This is a genomic window from Chroogloeocystis siderophila 5.2 s.c.1, from assembly GCF_001904655.1.
Lineage (GTDB): Bacteria > Cyanobacteriota > Cyanobacteriia > Cyanobacteriales > Chroococcidiopsidaceae > Chroogloeocystis > Chroogloeocystis siderophila.
Genome location: NZ_MRCC01000007.1, coordinates 128708 through 149750, shown reverse-complemented (window position 1 = coordinate 149750; position 21043 = coordinate 128708). Strand labels below are relative to the sequence as shown.

The 21043-nt window shown below is 44.1% G+C and carries 13 protein-coding genes and 1 pseudogene; 11 read left to right on the top strand and 3 right to left on the bottom strand.

Annotated elements, in window-relative coordinates; translation table 11 throughout:
* Nucleotides 1-268: 268 nt before the first annotated feature.
* Together NIES1031_RS10175 and ftsH are read left to right on the top strand one after the other, a co-directional pair.
* On the top strand, nt 269-937 hold the full coding sequence (locus NIES1031_RS10175) for a DUF1614 domain-containing protein (RefSeq protein ID WP_073549402.1): 669 nt from the start codon (nt 269-271) through the stop codon (nt 935-937).
* A gap of 116 nt (nt 938-1053) precedes the next feature.
* Complete coding sequence (ftsH, locus tag NIES1031_RS10170) at nt 1054-2985, top strand: ATP-dependent zinc metalloprotease FtsH (RefSeq protein ID WP_073549288.1); 1932 nt, start codon at nt 1054-1056, stop codon at nt 2983-2985.
* 147 nt (nt 2986-3132) lie between these two features.
* Here the strand turns inward: ftsH and NIES1031_RS10165 are convergent, their stop codons facing one another.
* Nucleotides 3133-3513 carry a hypothetical protein gene (locus NIES1031_RS10165; RefSeq protein ID WP_236738790.1) on the bottom strand — a complete coding sequence of 127 codons (381 nt, stop codon included), beginning with the start codon at nt 3511-3513 and terminating at the stop codon, nt 3133-3135.
* Nucleotides 3514-4070: 557 nt separating this feature from the next.
* On the opposite strand from NIES1031_RS10165, the gene NIES1031_RS10160 reads away from it, so the two are divergent.
* The 5 genes and pseudogenes from NIES1031_RS10160 to NIES1031_RS10130 all read left to right on the top strand — a co-directional run bounded on the left by NIES1031_RS10160 (nt 4071) and on the right by NIES1031_RS10130 (nt 11649).
* Nucleotides 4071-5417 carry a GntT/GntP/DsdX family permease gene (locus tag NIES1031_RS10160; RefSeq protein WP_073549287.1) on the top strand — a complete coding sequence of 449 codons (1347 nt, stop codon included), beginning with the start codon at nt 4071-4073 and terminating at the stop codon, nt 5415-5417.
* 98 nt (nt 5418-5515) lie between these two features.
* Complete coding sequence (locus NIES1031_RS10155; RefSeq protein WP_073549286.1) at nt 5516-7063, top strand: gluconokinase; 1548 nt, start codon at nt 5516-5518, stop codon at nt 7061-7063.
* Between the two features lie 305 nt (nt 7064-7368).
* The gene (locus tag NIES1031_RS24285; protein WP_178378099.1) at nt 7369-7674 is read left to right on the top strand and encodes a hypothetical protein; all 306 of its coding nucleotides are present in this window, start codon (nt 7369-7371) and stop codon (nt 7672-7674) included.
* A 406-nt stretch (nt 7675-8080) separates the two neighbouring features.
* Complete coding sequence (locus NIES1031_RS10140) at nt 8081-8260, top strand: hypothetical protein (protein WP_073549283.1); 180 nt, start codon at nt 8081-8083, stop codon at nt 8258-8260.
* Nucleotides 8261-8473: 213 nt separating this feature from the next.
* Nucleotides 8474-11649, top strand: a pseudogene (locus NIES1031_RS10130) (two-partner secretion domain-containing protein).
* Between the two features lie 91 nt (nt 11650-11740).
* Here the strand turns inward: NIES1031_RS10130 and NIES1031_RS10125 are convergent.
* The gene (locus NIES1031_RS10125) at nt 11741-13249 is read right to left on the bottom strand and encodes a UbiD family decarboxylase (protein WP_073549280.1); all 1509 of its coding nucleotides are present in this window, start codon (nt 13247-13249) and stop codon (nt 11741-11743) included.
* Between the two features lie 289 nt (nt 13250-13538).
* On the opposite strand from NIES1031_RS10125, the gene mnmH reads away from it, so the two are divergent.
* The 4 genes from mnmH to NIES1031_RS10105 all read left to right on the top strand — a co-directional run bounded on the left by mnmH (nt 13539) and on the right by NIES1031_RS10105 (nt 20589).
* Nucleotides 13539-14615: a tRNA 2-selenouridine(34) synthase MnmH gene (mnmH, locus tag NIES1031_RS10120; RefSeq protein ID WP_073549279.1), complete on the top strand. Its 1077-nt coding sequence runs from the start codon at nt 13539-13541 to the stop codon at nt 14613-14615.
* Nucleotides 14616-14762: 147 nt separating this feature from the next.
* On the top strand, nt 14763-17090 hold the full coding sequence (locus NIES1031_RS10115; protein WP_073549278.1) for a response regulator: 2328 nt from the start codon (nt 14763-14765) through the stop codon (nt 17088-17090).
* The gene (locus NIES1031_RS10110) at nt 17087-20221 is read left to right on the top strand and encodes a PAS domain S-box protein (RefSeq protein WP_073549277.1); all 3135 of its coding nucleotides are present in this window, start codon (nt 17087-17089) and stop codon (nt 20219-20221) included. The genes NIES1031_RS10115 and NIES1031_RS10110 overlap by 4 nt, the downstream gene beginning before the upstream one ends.
* On the top strand, nt 20218-20589 hold the full coding sequence (locus NIES1031_RS10105; protein WP_073549276.1) for a response regulator: 372 nt from the start codon (nt 20218-20220) through the stop codon (nt 20587-20589). Before NIES1031_RS10110 ends, NIES1031_RS10105 begins: the two co-directional genes overlap by 4 nt.
* Here the strand turns inward: NIES1031_RS10105 and NIES1031_RS10100 are convergent.
* The gene (locus NIES1031_RS10100; RefSeq protein WP_073549275.1) at nt 20578-21012 is read right to left on the bottom strand and encodes a YidH family protein; all 435 of its coding nucleotides are present in this window, start codon (nt 21010-21012) and stop codon (nt 20578-20580) included. The genes NIES1031_RS10105 and NIES1031_RS10100 overlap by 12 nt on opposite strands.
* Nucleotides 21013-21043: the final 31 nt, after the last annotated feature.

The window sequence follows — 21043 nt, the reverse complement described above, 5'->3', positions numbered from 1 at the left end:
TCCGAAATATTGATTAGTCTATATTTTTTTTACATCGAGCAAGCTAGAAAGACCGTAAGGTTCCACATCCTCACCCTTCTCTTAAGCCAAGTGCGGAGTTATTAATCTTGAATTCAAAACGCATCACTCAAAATTCAGAACTGAGCGCAGCGGTAAGGTGCGGCTTTTGCGGTGGAATGTTAAGTAAACACCGAACTGTTACTCGCAATCGCTTACTTTTACAATGACTTTAGAGCGACTCAGTTCAATCGCTCACATTGGTAAGTCAATGTTTTACCTGCCAGTATCGCTGCTACTATTTCTTGTCTTATTGCTGTTACTGCCATTTTTGTGGTTTACGCTAGCAGTTGACGTTGTTAGGCTAGCAGTAGCCAAGTTAGGCTTTGCGCCCGATGTAGCAGTCTTATTACTTGCTGCGGTGATTGTTGGTAGCATAATCAATCTTCCACTTTACAAAGTCGAAGCGCCGCAACCAACCGCAGATAACTTTACCGAATTATGGTTGCGCGAGTATTGGGGTATTCCACTCAAGCGAATGAAGCGCTCTACTGTCGTTGCGATTAATGTAGGAGGCGGTGTCATTCCTGTAGGATTAGCATTGTATCAATTTACGCAAGGTAATACCTTGGCAATTGTACTAGTAACGACGATCGTCACGGTAGTAAGTTACTATGCAGCTAGAGTCGTGCCAGGGATTGGTATTCAAATGAATCCCTTAATTGCACCGTTAACTGCGGCATTATCCGCAATGGTATTAGCGACAGCCCATGCTGCACCTGTGGCTTTTGCAGGTGGAATTTTAGGGACTTTGATTGGTGCTGACTTACTTCATCTCAAAGATATTCAATCAATGAGTTCGGGTGTATTGAGTATTGGTGGTGCAGGAGTATTTGATGGTATTACTTTGTGCGGTTTATTCGCCTTACTATTGACCTAAATCAATAGTTTCAAACACAAAGCGTTCTTATTTTCATAGAGTCTCTTAATTGCCCTGACATCCAAATCCTCTACAAGCTAGAAGCCATCGACTGAATATAGGAGAAGTTATAAACAATGCCTGTTGAAACAAACAATAATAAGCGCTCAAAGAAGCCGCCACAAGCACGGCAATTTGGAGGCAGCTTGCTCATTTTATTTACGATACTTTTGCTACTAAACTTTATTGTGCCGAGCTTTGGAGCGCGCTTACCGCAAGTACCTTACAGCGATTTTATTGCGCAAGTCGAAGCAGATAAAGTTGATCGGGCAATTGTTGGTAGCGATCGCATCGAGTTTGTGCTCAAATCCGAAACACCAGAAGAGAAGGGTCAAGTTTTTACGACAACACCAATTGCGATTGACTTAGATCTTCCTAAAATTCTCCGCGACCACAACGTTAAATTTGCTGCTCCAGCACCGAATAATAATGGCTGGATTGGCACAATTTTGAGTTGGGTGATACCGCCATTAATCTTCTTTGGTATCTGGGGATTTTTGATTAACCGTCAAGGTGGCGGTCCAGCTGCGTTAACGGTTGGTAAAAGTAAAGCGCGGATCTACTCCGAAGGAACTACCGGAGTGAAATTTGGTGACGTCGCCGGAGTCGAAGAAGCGAAACAAGAAGTCCAAGAAATTGTTGATTTCCTCAAAAACGCGGGTAAATATACTCGACTTGGAGCAAAGATCCCCAAGGGAGTACTGCTTGTCGGACCTCCAGGAACTGGAAAAACATTACTCGCAAAAGCGATCGCCGGTGAAGCGGGTGTTCCTTTCTTTAGCATTTCCGGTTCAGAATTTATCGAGTTATTTGTCGGTGTCGGTGCAGCGCGAGTCCGCGATCTGTTTGAACAAGCGAAGCAACAAGCCCCTTGCATCGTCTTTATTGACGAGTTAGACGCGTTGGGTAAGTCGCGTGGAGGTGCTAACGGCTTTGTTGGCGGTAACGACGAACGCGAACAAACGCTAAACCAACTCTTAACCGAAATGGATGGTTTTGATGCGAATACTGGCGTGATCATCATCGCCGCGACAAATCGTCCCGAAATCCTTGACCCTGCATTACGTCGTCCAGGAAGATTTGATCGTCAAGTTGTTGTCGATCGCCCTGATAAAGTCGGTCGCGAAGCGATTCTCAAAGTTCATGCGCGAAATGTGAAGTTAGCTGATGATGTCGATTTGCTAACCATTGCAGGACGTACCCCAGGATTTGCGGGAGCCGATTTAGCCAACTTAGTCAACGAAGCCGCACTTCTCGCCGCCCGCCAAAATCGCGAAGCTGTGTCGATGAGTGACTTTAATGAAGCAATCGAGCGTGTTGTGGCTGGTTTAGAGAGGCGATCGCGCGTTCTCAACGAAAATGAGAAAAAGACGGTTGCTTATCATGAAGTTGGTCATGCCATTATCGGTGCTTTGATGCCTGGTGCGGGTAAGGTCGAGAAAATCTCTGTAGTTCCTCGCGGTGTCGGTGCATTAGGTTATACCGTACAAATGCCTGAAGAAGACCGCTTTTTGATGATTGAAGATGAGTTACGCGGGCGGATTGCAACCTTACTTGGTGGACGCTCCGCTGAAGAATTGGTTTTTGGGAAAGTGTCTACAGGTGCGAGTGATGACATTCAAAAAGCTACTGATTTAGCAGAACGTGCTGTGACACTCTACGGTATGAGTGATGAGTTAGGTCCAGTTGCTTTTGAGAAAATCCAACAAGAATTCTTAGGCGGTTTTAGTAACCCGCGTCGTTCGGTTAGCCCCAAAGTTGCAGAAGAAATCGACCGCGAAGTCAAAGAAATCGTTGATGGAGCGCATCACATTGCTTTAAGCATTTTGGCTCAAAATCGCGACTTGTTAGAGGAAACCGCGCAGATATTATTGCAGCAAGAAATCCTCGAAGGCGAAAAACTGCGCGAACAACTGAAAAAAGTGCAAGCACCATCTGAGTTAGATGAGTGGCTGCGTAGTGGAAAGTTATCTCCTGACAAGCCTTTGATGCAATCAGTTTTGGTGTAAGTGAAGCTAAAGAATTAAGGCGATCGCCTCTAATGCAAGGGTGATCGCTTTTTCTTGTCAATAAATCAATGCGTGTGAGTCTCGCCCTCACCCTAAATTCCTCTCCCAAACTTGGGAGAGGGACTTTGACAGAACGCTTTTTGGCATTCAATCTTCTGTATCTAAGCGCCGAATTCTTCGCTGTAATTCAATTTCTTGCGAACTACAAATTGTTTCCAAATCAGCGACTCGCTGTTCTAAGTTCTTGATCCTATTTGCCAAATTGTGACTTGCGTCATTATCTGAGCTACGCCAAACTGCAACTGTACTAATAGCTGCACCTGTCACTACCGCTAACGGCAGAATAGGACCACTTCTAGTCACAGGGACTAACGGAATGCAGATTGCAAGCATACCTGTCGCAAAGCCCCAGATTTTGCCGGTAGCTGAAACACGGATATCTGTTTCGGAGTTACTTGCCATAAAATAGTCAATTTTACATTGAATAAACACGACTTGATGTACTTCTGCTTTGTCAAGTTGAGCCACTGCACGAGGTCACTTTGAAGTTACTACAAATAGGCAGCTTCAGGAGCCGGCGCCGTGCGGAGTTTACCCTTAATCCCCACTCCATGGAGCCTCCGAGTCCCCCGTTGAGGCGACTGGCGGGGCAGAGAAGAAATGATTTGTCGTTTTTATTTAGTGAAATGATCTTATGCTCCAAGTATGAATCTTGAGATAGCAAGAGCCAATCAAAATTCACTCTATCTTTAGATTAATCTCTCTAGATAGATGACCGAGATAAATAAAGTTTTCAAAATAACATTTATAAGTAAAATCAATTAATGAGCAGAGTGATTCTGCATTTGGGTACAGCGTAACAGGCTTTCAGCCTAGTGGTACTAAACTTTATCTCAGGTAAAAACAACAAGCGATCGCTTTCAACAAGTTGTTGGTCACGGTTACAACCAATTTTGGGTTGCTTGAGTAATAAAGATTTAGTGAATAATAATCATTTTCATAAAGAAAATTGACCCCACTATTTAGCTGTATTGCAACGTTGTTGCGCATAAAAAGAAGAGTTAAGGGGCTTTTAAGCTGCAATTATGTCGCCTGGTATACTAATTTTAATTGCGATGCTCGGCATCGGCTTGCTGCTGTTTCTAGTAATGGGTTTAAGGCTACAAGCATTCGTAGCTTTGCTCTTGAGTAGTTTATTCGTTGCGGTTGCCGCAGGAATACCTTTAAACGAGATTGCCAGCACAATTCAACAAGGTATGGGGAACACCCTAGGCTTTATTGCAATTGTGGTTGGTTTGGGTACGATGTTTGGCGAGATGTTGCGCGTGTCTGGCGGCGCGGAACAATTAGCAAATACTTTAGTAAGACGCTTTGGACAAGATCGCGCGCAGTGGGCGTTAGGCTTGACAGGATTTTTAGTCGCAATTCCTGTCTTTTTTGATGTTGGTTTAATTATTCTGATTCCGCTAGTGTACAGTTTAGCGCAACGGACTGGAAAATCGTTGTTGTATTATGCCATTCCCTTAACCGCAGGGTTAGCAATTACTCACAGCTACATTCCACCAACGCCAGGTCCGGTTGCAGTTGCGTCATTAATTAATGCGGATTTGGGTTGGGTGATTTTGTTTGGTGCGATCGCTGGTTTACCAGCAATGATCGTCGGCGGTGTCTTCTTTGGTAAGTACATCGGCGGGAAAATCCACGTGAAAGTACCAGAATACATGATCATTGACGCACCAGAAAAGGAAGTGGCAAAAGACCCACCGCCGTTTGGTATGATTGTTGCCATTATTGCAATTCCACTGTTACTGATTTTGCTCAATACTGTTTCTGGAATTTTGTTGCCAGAAGGTAATTTTGTCCGTAATTTACTCGGATTTTTAGGACATCCATTTACCGCGTTACTTCTTGCGGCGCTTGCTTCGTTTTATTTATTAGGAACTCGACGCGGTTACACGCCAGACGAAATTCAAACTATCGCCACAAAATCGCTCGAACCAGTAGGATTGATTATTTTAGTTACAGGTGCGGGTGGTGTTTTTGGCAGAGTTTTGGTAACAAGTGGCGTTGGTGATGCGTTAGCCGGTATCATGGCGGCATCAAACTTACCGATTATTCTTCTTGCGTTCCTTATTGCGACTGCGGTACGAGTTTCGCAAGGTTCGGCAACAGTATCAATGGTAACAGCCGCAGGAATTATGGCACCCGCAATCGAAGCAGGGAATTATTCTGCACCAATGGGTGGATTAATTACAATTGCGATCGCCTCCGGTGCAACCGTACTTTCCCATGTTAACGATTCAGGTTTTTGGTTAGTCAGCCGTTATCTCGGATTATCTGAGAAAAACACACTACGTTCTTGGACAGTCATGGAAACCATTATTGGTTTAGTGGGCTTTTTGATAGTATTCCTGATCAGCTTCTTTGTGTAACTCAGGTTAGCGAATCGGTAGATGCTTTCTATCAGACCAATTACCAGTTACCAATTTATTTACATTTATTTTCACCCACTTAATTAACCACTCAATCTATGACTCAAACTTACTTTCTTGGTGTTGATGTTGGCACCACGAGTACAAAGGCGATTGTTTTTTCAGCCTCAGGTGCAATTAAAGGTATGGGGAATCGGGGATATAAAATTATTGTCCCCAAACCTACCTGGGCAGAACAAGACCCTGAAGCAATTTTTTCGGCAGTCATCGGTGCGGTGCGCGATGCAGTAGATGCGGCAGAAATTTCAAAATCGGCGATCGCTGCATTAGGATTTAGCGCAGCAACACACAGTTTAATTGCTGTTGATGCCAAAAATTATCCTTTAACGAATGCAATGATTTGGGCAGATAATCGCAGCATTCATCAAACAGAGTACTTAAAGCAACAAGACATTAAACACGATCTTTACTTGCGTACCGGAAGCCCAATTCATCCTGTTTCAGTGGTTACAAAGCTGATGTGGATGCGCGAAGTCAACCCAGATGTTTTTGAAAAAGCTGCTAAGTTTATCTCGATCAAAGAGTACATTTTTTATCAATTATTCGAGCGCTATATTATTGATTACTCGATTGCATCGGCGACAGGATTACTCAATTTAAAACAGCTTGATTGGGATACAGAAGCGCTTGAACTTGCAGGAATACGTTCTGAACAATTGAGCGAACTTGTTTCGCCAACGCACGTTTTGCGTGGTATGAAAACGCGTCATGCAGAAGTCATGCGAATTGCAGCGGATACACCCGTAGTTATTGGGGCAAATGATGGAGTTTTAGCAAACTTGGGAGTCGGGGCGATCGCGAGGGGTGAAGTTGCGATTACGATTGGTACGAGTGGTGCAGTGCGGACGGTTGTTGACACACCACTGACTGACGAGAAAGAAAGAACGTTTTGTTACGCTTTAACTGCAAAACACTGGGTTATCGGTGGACCCACAAATAATGGTGGAATTGTTTTACGGTGGTTTCGCGACAACTTTTGCGCGCCAGAAGTCGCAAAAGCAAAGCACTTGGGGGTAGATCCTTACGACTTGATGATTGCGTCGGCAATGGAAGTTTCTCCAGGCGCTGAAGGTTTGTTGTGTTTACCGTATTTATCAGGCGAACGCGCACCGCATTGGAATGCGAAAACACGTGGTTTATTTTTTGGTGTAGGGTTACATCACGGGCGATCGCATTTTGTCCGCGCGATTATGGAGGGGATTTTATTTAACGTTTACAGTGTTAATGTCGCTTTACAAGAACTCACCGGAGATATTAAAGAAATTCGCGCTTCGGGTGGTTTTGCGCGTTCGACTCTTTGGCGACAAATGATGGCAGATTTGTTCGGGATTGAGGTATTAATGCCAGAAGTTTATGAAGGAAGTGGATTTGGTGCAGCCGTATTAGCAATGTATAGTGTAGGTGCGATCGCCGATCTTACTGACGTGCAAAAATTAATTCGCATAACTTATCGTCATAAACCCAATTCGCATTTAGTCAGCAGCTATCACGCTCTGTTCTCATTATACGAACGCTTGTATCGAAATCTGGAAAATGAGTTTAATGCGATCGCAGATTATCAAAGCCAAGCAGTTAAGAGGAATTGAATACGAAACATCTCAAGTCTCAGGTTCAATCCTCAACTTACATCGTGATAAAAGCGGAATGACAAGGTTCTTAAAGTTGCAGTTGACTATCCACAACGCGTTCAGCGCTTAGTACTAATTGGTGCTGCACCTAACTGCAGTGGGGAATTTAGTTATCAAAGAACTTAATGATACTATTCAAGGGTTAGTTGAGCCAATAGCTCTTAGTTTTGTTCGCGATGTTCAAGCGAGTACCTTTTACAAACCGATTCCCCCTGCATTTTTAGATACTGCGGTTTCTGAAAGTTTGAAAGTAAGTACCACTAATGGTATGGAAACAAGCTTTAGCAGGGCTAATTGTCGAAAATCACGCCGCGCAGTTAAACCAAATTAAAGCCCCTACGTTAATTTTATGCGGCAATCGTGATGGCATCGTAACATTACAAGACCGATTGCATCTTCAATTTTCGACTCTGATTGCCCAGGATCGACACTTGCACTCGCAGACACCAGTGCTTGTTTTGCAACTCGCTCAGCTAAAGGAACTGCATACTCTTGAAACATCTGCATCCGCGACTGAATCGGTAGGTTGTGTCCGCCCAACGCGATCGCTTCATCGGATGGCAAGTTAACTGCTAAGTGTCTTTTGTCAATTCGAGTATTGCTATAAAGCTTCTCAATCCGAAATTGATTTTGCTCTAAACCAGCGAAGTTCGCAACAAATTTAGCTGCATCAGATTGGCGAATGACAGTCTCAGGAGTGCCAGTGGCAATACTTTCAATCGTGGGTAGCAGCCGCTTTGACCTAATCGCGCGTAGAGGCGATCGCTTTCACACCTGGTAGCTTCACTCTTCACTACAACTAGGTTACGAAGCAGTTTAATGTATTTTCGGCAATAGTAATCGCGTAATTAAGCCATCAATTGATCCTAACTTGGTACTCAGAGCTACACATATAGTAAGTGTATTTCCAAGTTGTATTTTCTACTGTTTGAATTAAGCAAAAAGTTCTAGTTCATTACCAACAAGTAGAAAACAATGAACATTTTATGGAAAAACTTACTAATTAAAACAGTACTTTGGCTCGTTGTAGAAATCATTCTGAGCGTGCTAGGACTTGATAATATTGCTGACTACAGCGAGTTTGTCTTCGGGCAAGATTACACAGTAGCAGGCTACAGTCAGCTAGCTATTCATCAAAATTCCTTTGTGCTTTAACACTTTAAATCAAATTGATATATCGAGAACTAAAAAATGCGGAAGACACAGCATTTATACAAATTTATAAAAAACCTTAAGAAATTAAGTAATTACTATTATTTATTTTTACTTTACTGTAGGTTTGGTGTAGCATAAATTAATTAAATTTTATACACAATCATATTTATATTTCTTTGCGATAAAAACTAATTTGTTAAGGAAACCAATTTTGTGATTCAAAGAAGTTGGTGCGGTTGGCAGTTAAAACTAGCAGGTTGGGTTACGTTTGTTGGGGTAGTAGCAGGAGGGGGCGATCGCACTCTAGCTCAAGTCACTGCCGATCCTTCATTAGGAACTACAGTCACGCTCAACGGCGATACCTTTGAAATCACGAATGGTACAACCATTGGAGATAAAAATCTATTCCATAGTTTTAGTAATTTCAGTATTCCCAACGGTGGAACCGCGCATTTTGTCAATGCGCCTGCGATCGCCAATATATTGGCACGAGTTACAGGTAGTAACTCCTCAGATATCCAAGGACTAATTCGGGCACAGGGTAATGCGAATCTATTTTTGATGAACCCCAATGGCATTTTATTTGGACCAAATGCGAGTTAGATCTTGGTGGTTCGTTTGTGGCAACGACTGCGAATGCAATTCAGTTTCCTGGTGGTGCAGAGTTTGCGCAAACTTCCCCCGTGAGTACAAATAATTCGTTGCTAAGTGTCAATCCTTCGGCTTTTTTGTTCAATCAAATGGCTGCCCAACATATTACTAATCAATCTCAATTCGGTTTACTGGTTCCTATTGGTAAAAGCTTGTTGTTATTGGGCGGTGATGTAAGTTTAGAGGGCGGAAAGTTATTTGCTCCAGGTGGTCGTATCGAGTTGAGTAGTGTAGCAGGAGTGGAAGTAGTAGGACTAAATGTGTATGAAGATAATCTCAGCTTGAGTTTTTCTGACAGTATTGCTAGAGGAGATATATCGCTTACTGCACAGTCTGAAGTTGATGTTCGCGCTGGTAGTGGTGGTGACATTGCGATTAACTCTCGTAATCTAAAAGTGTTAGCAGCTAGCCGAGTACGAGCAGGAGTTTTACCAGGATTGGGTTCATTTGATAATCAAGCAGGAGATATTAATATCAATGCGACAGGTGAAATAACTCTTGTAGACGGGTTAACCTCGATTTCAAATGTAGTACAACAGGGAGCTATCGGTAATAGTGGCAATATCAACATCGTTACTCGATCGCTTTCTTTACTTGATGGCGCTATTTTGGGGACAGCTACTTTTGGAAGAGGAAATGCAGGTAATTTGCAGATCGAAGCTAGTGGTGATGTAACGCTCGCCGGAGTGAGTAAAAGTAACGGTAGCCTCTCTAGTAGTCTCTTGAGTAGCGTACAAGCTGGAGCCGTAGGCACAGGAGGTAATATTGAGATTAAGACTGGTTCGCTATCTGTCACCGATGGCGCTCAAATAATTGTGCTTACTGCTGGAACAGGAGACGCAGGTGATATAAATATTCAGGCGAGAGAGGGCGTTAGGTTCGCAGGGGTGAGAGGCAACGGTCTCGCTAGTGGTGCCCTTACTAGAGTAGATATCAACGCAGAGGGGAAAGGTGGCGAAATTAATATTAAAGCAGGAACCCTATCAATTACTGATGGTGCGCGATTGAGTGCTAGTACATTTGGAACAGGAAATGCTGGCAATGTAAATATTGATGTCCACGATACCGTTACTCTTGCTGGAGTCTATCTTTTGCCATTTAGAAGTTTGAACATTCCGTATTTAAGTAGTATTGATAGCCTTGTAGGGATAGGAGCAGTAGGAAATGGTGGTAACATCGCAATTCAAACTAAGTCATTTTCCTTGAGTGATGGCGCTGCTCTTTCAGCAGAAACATTTGGTCAAGGACATGGTGGCAACATAAATTTGCAAGCTAACAACTCTGTTTCTCTTTCAAACCTGGGTAATATCTTTGCTAATGTTCAATCAGGAGCAGAGGGAAACGGCGGCAATGTTGCTATTCATACGCAAACTCTATCCCTAACAAGCGGTTCTGCGATAGCTGTTGCCGTGATTGGACAACAAGGTGAAATCCTTGGTAGTAAGGGAAACGGAGGAACCATTCGAGTAAATGCTTCTGATTCTGTAAGGATCGCCGGAGTTAGTTCTTTTAAATTTCCTGTTTCTGTAGTTAATCTTGCTAACCCTTCTATGAGTTTTCAAACCGAGGGGTTTTCTAGCGGACTATTTGCAAGTACTCAGGTAGGAGCTAGTGGTCGAGGCGGAAATATTATAGTTAATACTCCTACCTTTCGCATTGCAGATGGTGCAGTAATTAATGCTCAAACTTTTAATCCTAGTACTGGGGGAAGCATTACTATTAACGCTAATAATTTTGAAGCTACCAATGGCGGGCAAATATTAACCACGACTTTTAGTAGCGGAAGCGCAGGTAGCATTATCTTAGATATTGCAGATAACATCACTATTTCTGGTAGCGATCCTAATTTTGCTAGTCGTCTTGCTCAGTTTGGCGAGAATGTAGTGAATAATCAAGGTTCTGCTAGCGGCATCTTTGCTAACACTACCTCCAACTCCACAGGAAACGGTGGCAGTATAAACATTGACACAACAACTCTTAGGTTAACTGACGCTGCTCAGATATCTGCTCAAAGTCGAAGTATAGGTAGTGCAGGTAGCATTACCATTACTGCTACAAGTGAATTAAATGCCAATAATGGCGAAATTACTACCGCTGCTACTCTTTCTGGGGGTGGTGACATTACTATTACTGCAAGTGACATCCGTTTACGCAATGACAGCGACATTAGAACAGACCTTGCTAGCAGCACAGGAAGTGGCGGTAACATTGACCTAATTGCTGACTCAATCATTGCGTTTGATGACAGCGATATTTTGGCATTTGCTGCTGAAGGTCAAGGTGGTAATATTACGCTGAACACGCCTGTTTTCTTTGGCTTCGGCTATCGCCCAGGTGCTTCAGAAACGGATTACGCTATCCTCGATGGCAATAACCGAGTAGATATTAATGCCAGTGGCGCGATCGCATCAGGTAACATTACCACTCCAGACACTACATTTATCCAAAATAGCTTGACAGAATTGCCAGAAAATGTATTAAACGCGAATACGCTCGTTGCGAATAGTTGCATTGCGCGTAGCGATCGCCAACAAGGTACTTTCATCATCACAGGTAGTGGGGGTTTACCGACGCGCCCTGGAGATAACACCGCTTCATCCTACCCTACAGGCACAGTGCGTCCAGTACGCACTACTAATGCTAGTCGTTCTTGGCGAATTGGCGATCCAATTGTAGAACCACAAGGTGCGTATCGACTGCCAAATGGTCAGCTTGTTTTAAGTCGTGAGTGTTCATAATTTGCAACTTCTAGTAACCTTATTGTACAAACTATAGAAACCTATGAAGATAAGTTTCGTTTTTGTAGCTGCGTTTCAACCGCTAAGCTCTTTAACGCATATCGTAACCAAACAAATTCGGGTCAACGTCTTGCAGATTTAGATTTTCTAAACCATATTCTGCCCAACGCCTTTCTACCATCGCAGCAACATCAGGATCGGACTCTAATACTGCACCCCACTCGTGTTCGGTTTCTGGCGGGATTTTGGTCGTTGCATCGATTCCCATACGCCCGCCTAAACCAATTTTTTCACTAGCAAAATCTAATGAATCAAACGGTGTATTAGGTAAGATAAACACATCTCTAGTCGGGTCAACTTTAGAACTAATTGCCCAAACAACTTGGCGAGGATCGCGGATATTAATATCTTTATCGACAACAATCACAAACTTAGTGTAAGTGAACTGTGGTAACGCACTCCAAAATGCTAATGCTGCCCTTCTTGCTTGTCCAGGATAAGCTTTATCAATGGAAATAATCGCCGCTTTGTAACTCAAGGCTTCCATTGGTAAGAAGAAATCGACGATCTCTGAAACTTGTTGACGGAGTATTGGCGTATAGATGCGGTTGAGGGCGATCGCCATCATGGCTTCTTCTTTGGGTGGACGACCGCTAAATGTTGTTAAATAAATCGGGTCTTTACGATGTGTCATGCACTGAAAACGAATCAGTGGTGAATCTTCTACACCACCGTAGTAACCCATATGATCGCCAAAAGGTCCATCGGGTAATACTTCCCCTGGTGTAATCGTTCCTTCTAAGACAAATTCCGAGTCGGCGGGGACTTCTAAATCAACGGTTTTACACTTGGCTAGCTGTACTCCCGAACCGCCGTAAAGCCCTGCAAATAGCCATTCAGATAAATCGACGGGAATGGGTGTCGCGGCTGCCATAATAATGAGCGGATCGACACCAAGCGCGATCGCAACTTCCAATTTTTTCCCGCGTTCAGCGGCTTTACGGAGATGTCTCGCCCCACCGCGCACAGATAACCAGTGAACGGTCATAGTATTTTTTGATTGCAATTGCAGGCGGTAAACTCCAACGTTCGGGGTTCCTGTTTCACAATCTTTGGTAATGACTAGCCCAAGCGTGATGATTTTACCCGCATCACCTGGATAAGGACGAATCAACGGTAGTGTATTCAAATCTAAGTCATCGCCTTGAAACACAACTTGCTGACACGCAGGGAAAAAGTCGCGCCCTGGTTTGGCTTTGACGACATCGAATAGCAATTTGCCAAATTCTACGGCTTGTCCAATTTTCTTGGGTGGTTTGGGCTGTTGTAGCATACCAAGTTTTTTCCCCAAGGTTTCTAATTCTTGGGGGGTTTCCATATTCATCGCCCAGCAGATACGTTCTACAGTTCCCATGAGATTAATGGCGACGGGATAAGCTGCACCTTTGACGTTTTCAAAGAGTAAGCCAGGACCACCTTGCTGTAACATTCGATTAGAAATTTCAGCGATTTCTAAATCTGGGTCAACTTTGGTAGTGATGCGTCGCAGTTGTCCGCGTTGTTCGAGGAGTTTGATGAATCCGCGTAAGTCTCGTGCCATGATGTTTGTAGATTTGTGAAGCTTTTTTCATTATCACAGGTGTTTGTGAAGGGTGGGCAACGTAGACGCATAGAGGTTTGCCGTAGGCTACCACTTAGGCACAAAGAACCGGAGAGAAAGAGGGAGTAGATTAGGCCACCCTAGCTTTTTGTGGGGATATGGAGAGAAAGCACAAAGACTACGGGTAAAATCATACTGAAGTTGAACAAAGCTAGAGCGAAGCGATCGCACCTGAATAAACACTCACCTTACAAGTGGCACAATCAAACAGAAGATCAGTTGATTTATAATGCCATCTACTCCTGTCTACACTCAGCAGCCGTGGTTAGAAACTTATAGTGAAATTATTGATGTCCGTTCCGAGGGAGAATTCGCAGAAGATCATATTCCTGGAGCAATTAATTTACCAGTATTAAATAATGAAGAACGCGCCGAAGTTGGTACGATATACAAACAAGTATCCCCATTTACCGCGCGTAAAGTAGGTGCAGCACTCGTTTACAAAAACCTATCCCGACATCTGCGCGAACACTTTGCCGATAAAGAAAAAGATTATCGCCCTTTAGTGTACTGCTGGCGGGGTGGACAGCGTTCTAATAGCATGGCGTGGGTACTCGGACAAATTGGGTGGCGTGTAACTGTAATTGAAGGCGGTTACAAAACTTACCGCGCTTATGTCCGCGAACAATTGGCGAAATTACCGCTTGATTTCACTTATCAAGTTCTCTGTGGTAAGACTGGTAGCGGCAAAACTTATATCTTGCGACAGATGCAGCAGCGTGGCGCGCAAGTTTTAGATTTAGAAAATTTGGCGAATCATCGCGGTTCACTGTTAGGTGAAGAATGGCACGATAAGCCGCTAGCGCAACCATCGCAAAAGTATTTTGAATCGCTTTTATTGCAACAAATCCAAAGTTTCGATTCGCGTTTCCCCGTGTGGGTAGAATCAGAAAGCAATAAAATTGGACAAGTTTATGTGCCAAAATCACTGTGGTTGCAGATGAAACAAGCAAGCTGTGTGGAAATTCACGTCCCAACCGCAGCACGAGTCGAGTTTCTTTTACAGCAATATCCCCATCTCATTGAACATCCTGATGTCTTGCAAACTAAGCTTGGGTATTTGAAAGTACGCTACGGCAAGAAGAAAATATCACAGTGGTATCAGGCGATCGCACAACAAGCATGGGGGGATCTTTTTCAAGATTTGTTAGAGTCGCACTACGACCCGACATACACGCATTCGATGCAGCGCGATTTTCACAATGTCAAACACGAGTTCTCGCTTCCCGATTTGTCGGATACGAGTATTGCAAAACTACTCAATGCTTTAATGACCGAGAGTGTAGCGCTTAGCTCAAAAAAATAATATAAAATTTTCTGAAAAATTCATAAGTTTATATTAAGCTTTATCAAGTCTCATTTTGGCTAGTAATTGGTAATTGCTCCTTTTTAACCTGTTACCTAAGTTGGAATGTACTGAATCCGAAATTAGTTTGGATGAAGATCATCCTGCATGAAAGTTCTTTTAGTTGAAGACGATCCATCGATTAGCGAGTGTTTCGCTACTACCTTAACTGCGCATCGGTATACTGTCGATATCGCCGCCGACGGTCAACTGGGATTTGATCTTGCACTTCAAGGAGAGTATGACATCATTTTGCTCGATGTCATCCTGCCGAAGCTCAATGGTTTGACTGTTTGCCAACAACTACGTCAACAAGAATGCCAAACTCCAATCTTGATGTTGACCGCAAAAGACACAAACGAAGATGTCATTGCTGGACTTAATGCTGGTGCTGATGACTATATTACAAAACCCTGCGATGCCGAGCATTTGTTAGCGCGAGTTCGCGCGCTGCTACGTCGTCAGGGAAGTACAACGTTTGTGCCAATTCTTACATGGGGCGATTTGCATCTCGATCCTACACTGATTCAAGTAACTTATCGGCAACAAATCGTTGTCCTCAGTCCCAAAGAATACAGCCTACTAGAGTTGTTGTTACGCTATCCGCAGCGCATTTTTAGCCGTAGCAGTATTATCAATCATCTGTGGTCAATTGACGACTCGCCTACAGATGCCGCAGTGACGAACTTGATCAAAGATCTGCGACGAAAACTAAAATCAGCAGGAATGCAAGAAGAATTGATCGAAACGGTGTATCGTTTGGGATATCGATTAAGGACACCACCTAAAAAAGAGATACAAGCAAAAGTAGATACACGCGAACACGAACAACAAGTTCTTCTCGAACAGGTGACGCAGAATTTTCGGGCTTCGTTGCAACAACGAATTGATGTTTTGGAAGCAGCGGTGCGATCGCCAGTTGACCGCCTCAGCCCACTGCAATATCAACAAATTCAGGCAGAAGCCCATCGCTTAGCTGGTGGATTAGGAACATTTGGCTATACTAAAGGTTCAGATTTGGCCCGCGCAATCGAACATTTATTGATCGCGGGTGATTGGGAAGCAAACCGACAGCGAGAGTTTTCTCAGCTTTTAACTCAACTCAAGCAAGAAATTGCGAATCCACCGATCGCCGCCCTCGCAACAGCCACACCTTTAATCTTAGCGATCGCCGACGATGATTCCTTAATACAACAATTACAGCAAACTGCACCGCATCGCGGCTGGCGTGTTGAATTTATCTACAATCGCGCAGATGTGTTGTCTCGCATAGAAGATGTCCCCCACGTCATTTTTATGAGTCTCCATTATGCGGTACCGGATCGCGGGTTAATGCTGCTGCAAGAATTAAAAATGCAGTTTCCCACCGTACCAATCGTTATTCTGACAACGCAAGACAGTTTAGATAGCCGAGTCGCGGTAGCGCGCTTAGGAGTCAGTCGGTATATTGTGCAACCTGTAACAACCAACGAGATTTTTGATGCGATCGCGCAAGTTTCGCCGCAAACATCACCCACCGATGCTAAAGTCTTGATTGTCGATGATGATCCCTTCGCATTGCAGACATTGACCACGCTGTTGCAACCGTGGGGATTGCAAATTACCGTACTGAGTCAACCCGAACATTTTTGGCAAGTTCTGACTTCTACGGTTCCCGACGTGCTGCTGTTGGATCTTGAAATGCCTACGTATAATGGACTTGAACTGTGCCGCGTCGTGCGACAAGATGCTAACTACAGCGATATCCCGATTTTAGTCGTGACCGCACATACTGATATTACCTCGATTCAACAAGTTTTTGCCGCAGGAGCCGATGACTTTATTGCCAAACCGATCGCAGGTCCTGAACTTGTCACGCGCACGCTTGCGCGTATCGAGCGATCGCGCATTCAGCGACAACTGCTACAGTACCAACAACAAGGGCAAACTCACCAGAAAGCTACTATTGATACATTGACGCAAGCCGCAAATCGTCCTTATTTTGAAGAATTTCTCTACCGTGAATGGCAACGCCTAGCACGTGCACAAGCTCCAATTAGTATGATTTTGTACGATATCGATCATTTCAAAGCTTACAACGATATGCATGGATATCCAGCAGGCGATGCTTGTTTGCAACAAGTTACTCAAATTGTGCGCAACTGCATTCGCCTCGACCGCGACCTCATAGCGCGTTGTGGGGGCGATGAATTTGCAATTGTTCTAGCAGAGACGAGTCTCGAACAAGCCTTACAAGTTGCCCAACGCATTCAAAGCGCGATCGCTCAAGGACAAATTCCCCATCACGCGCATCAATATATTACGATTAGCCTCGGCATTAGTGGGACAATTCCCCAAAATAATACCTTTCCTCAAAATTTAATTGCAATTGCGACTCAAGCACTTTATGCTGCAAAGGCAAGGGGTCGCAATACATATTGTTTATATCCACTATGAAGGAATCGTCCGCTCCACCGCACTACTTGCAGCAACACCTCGCAAAAATTCCGCTAGGAATACTTTTGAGTGTACCATTCCTTCTTCAAATTTTAGGTTTTACCAGATCAATACACTATTTTTCGGCTCATAGCGAACCGCAAGCGATTGATGTAGTACAATATCATACTTATCAACTGGATGACTCGTCAAGTACAACGCCAGCAGCTAGTCGCGAGATTCTGAGTGTTATTAGCAATAGTCTGGAGAAGCTTCAAAACCGCGAGTTTGATTCGCAGCATTGGCAATACGGTTTTAGTTCTATCAAGTTTGAAAGAGTTGATGTAACGACTCACTTTGGCAACAACGCACAGAATTCAGACATTGCATCTCAACTCGATAAACGATTTGTCTACTCATTTACTGATCGCAACAGTCATACACAACTCAAAGTGGCGATCGCAACGCACTCGATAAAATCACTAGACTTAGCAAACGAATTCGTCGTCAAACAATCGCTGTCTACCTCGACCGATTTCCTGTTCGCGCTCTTATTGCGAATGTGCGTTAGTACACTTGGTTTAGCAAGACCCGAAGCAAGTATCAGAGCATCTTTGATTCATGTTTTGATCCGCACTCTTCTTTACCGAGATAAATCCGATTTGGATAGCGTAAGCGTCATTACGCCTGAATCGGAAGTGAGGAGAATCAGTAACCAACATCTGCAAATCTTAGCAGGTTGTTGTCTTACCGTCATCCTTGCATTAGCAACATGGCTGCTTACAGCCCGCAGGCTGCTCAAACCAAGGCGGTACTTCTCAAGAGAAGCAACTACACACAACCAGTCTGCGCAAGTTGTCACACCACTTGATGTCACGCGATTAATTAATGCTTTGCCACAGATCAATCGCATAACGCTTCCACTCCTAGAACCCCGCGATGATCGCCTGCAAAATTTAACAAATACATTACCAGGAATTATTTACGCGGCAATTATTGAACCGGACGGCTTGATGCACTTTGAATACATCAATCAAGCCACAGAAACTTTTTATGAAATCAGTGCGCAAGAATTTTTGGCGCAACCAAACCGAATTATTTTGATGCAGATGCATCCAGAAGATCGTGCTGGATTTCTCAAACAGTTGGCGCACCAGCGTCAAACGCTAGCAACTTTTACGTATGAGTGGCGTAGTATTACACCTTCTGGTAAGCTCAGGTGGTTGCGTGCCACAGCACAACCCCAAAAACGGAAAGGTACTATCTACTGGCACGGCATGATCCTGGATATTAGCAATCTCAAGCAACGCGAACAAGCTCTGCAAGCATCTTACGCGCAACTTGATGATATTCTCAATTCTGCCGGAGTTGCCATTGCGCAATTGCGCTTTTACCCTGATCGAACGGTTGATGCTGACTATCGCACGGCTGGTTGTACCGCTGTCACTGGCTACATCCCAGAAGAACTAACTGCACAATTATGGGCATCGCGAATTCCCTCAGAAGATTTGCAAGCTATCTCAGCACAAGCATTTGCAGCTATCAGTCAAGAACAGCCAGTTACCGTTGAGTATCGCTTTCGGCGTAAAGATGGTTCACAATGTTGGATCGCAGATATCTTAACTTCACGCTGGAATGAAACCGCAGGTTACTGGCAAGTCACTGCGGTAGGAGTTGATATTACCGATCGCAAAAACGTCGAGACAGCTTTACATCAAAGTGAAGCACTCAATCGCGCAATTCTGAAGACATTGCCAGATTTGATCGTGCGGATGCATCAAGATGGTACATATCTCGATGTCAAGCCAACTACCGCATTTCCGATTTTGACCTCACCGAACTTGATTGGCTCAAATATTCGTGATGTGCTACCGCCAGACGCGGCACAACAAAGACTCGCAGCAGCAGCTACCGCCTTGTCTACAAAGCAAATGCAGGTTTACGAGTTTCCGCTTGTCGTTACGGGACAATGGCTTTGGCAAGAAGCCAGAGTTATGCCGCTGACTACCGATGAAGTATTGATTGTCATTCGCGATCTTACGCAACGCAAACAAGCTGAACAAGCACTACAAGAAAACGAACAACAGTTTCGCCAAGCTTTTGACGATGCACCAATCGGGATGGCATTGATTTTAATCACTGGTGAGTTTCGCCAGGTTAATCGTTCGCTGTGTGAAATTGTCGGCTATTCTGAAGCTGAATTACTCGCGCTGACGATTGCAGACATTACGCATCCTGACGATCACCAAACCGATGCAGAGTATAGACAACAGCTATTAGCAGGTACGCTGCGCTGCTACGAAATCGAAAAAAGGTACGTGCGCAAGCAGGGCGATATTGTCCAGACACTATTAAACGTATCGCTTGTGAGAGATGCCACGCAACAACCGCTGCATTTTATTGCTCAAATCCTCGACGTGAGCGATCGCTACGAAATTGCACGAATGAAAGATGAATTTGTTGCGATTGTCAGTCACGAACTACGCACGCCACTTACGGCAATTCGCGGTTCTTTAGGGATTTTAGCAACGGGTGTTTTAGATGACGAACCGAGCAAAGTTCAAGATCTGCTACAAATTGCGCTCAACAATAGCGATCGCCTGATGCGGCTAGTCGATGATATTCTCAATTTAGAACGGTTAGAATCGGGCAAAATCCCACTAATGCTCGAAGCGTGTGAAGTTGGCGATCTTATTCAACAAGCGATCGCCTGTACCGCAACGATCGCCGAGGCAGCAAATATCAAAATTTCGACACTGTTCCCAACAATTCAAATCAAGGTAGCCAGCGATGCGATCGTCCAGACCTTGACAAATTTGCTAAGTAATGCGGTCAAGTTCTCGCCGTCAGGGAGTACGGTGTGGTTAAATGCCGAAGTACGCGACAACGACGACACAGCCACATCTACACCTTATATCCTCTTTAGCGTGAAAGACCAAGGACGCGGTATTCCTGCTGATAAAATTGAAACCATTTTCCGACGATTTCAGCAGGTAGATATTTCGGATTCTCGTCAAAAAAGAGGTACTGGGTTGGGGTTAGCAATCTGCAAAAGCATTGTTCAGCAACACGGCGGGCAGATTTGGGTAAAAAGTCAGCAAGGTATTGGCAGTACGTTTTATTTCACACTTCCGATTGCGCAGCCAGAATGACAAAACGTATCTTAATGGTAGATGACGATGAAGACATCTGCAAACTTGTGCAAATTGCTTTAGAAAAGTTTGCTGGCTGGACAACTATCGTAGCAGAGTCTGGGCAAGAAGGGTTATTTATAGCCAAAACACAACCCCTAGACGCGATTCTGCTTGATGTTTCGATGCCTGATATTGATGGTGTTCAATTGTTTACGCAGCTGCAAGCAGATGCAACAACGTGCTCGATTCCAGTCATACTGCTGACGGCTAAAATATTACCAAGCGATCGCCAACGGTTTGCGCAAATATCTGTTGCTGGTGTCATCACCAAGCCGTTTAATCCGCTGACTATTTGGACTCAGATCGCCGCAATTTTAGGCTGGTAATAAAACCGCCCGTGCGACAGAAAGAAGCACAGCACTGGTAAAAATTGCAACAATCGCGATCAAACCAAATAATACGATCGCCGTAATGACAAATATGGTTGAAGTATGAATCGGTTGATACAAATAGTCAGCTTGTGAAATTGACTGAACATCTTTGGTATAGCTGATAATCGCTAACACTAACAAAAATATTCCTAACGCGATCGCACCCAAGCCAATGATCTGAGCTATCTGCGCATTAAGCGCGGTATCATTGCTGGCAAAGGTCTGATTCACTGCGCTAAATATGCGATCAAACGCAATCCCAAAACCGATCAGCGTTAAACAATTTTGAATCCAACCGATCAACGTTCGTTCAGCCGCAGCCCGATTGCGCTGTTTTGCTAGTTCGTTGGTAATATTTCTTGGCTGCTGAGAATTCATATATTGTAGCGGTCAGAGGTCAGAGGTCAGA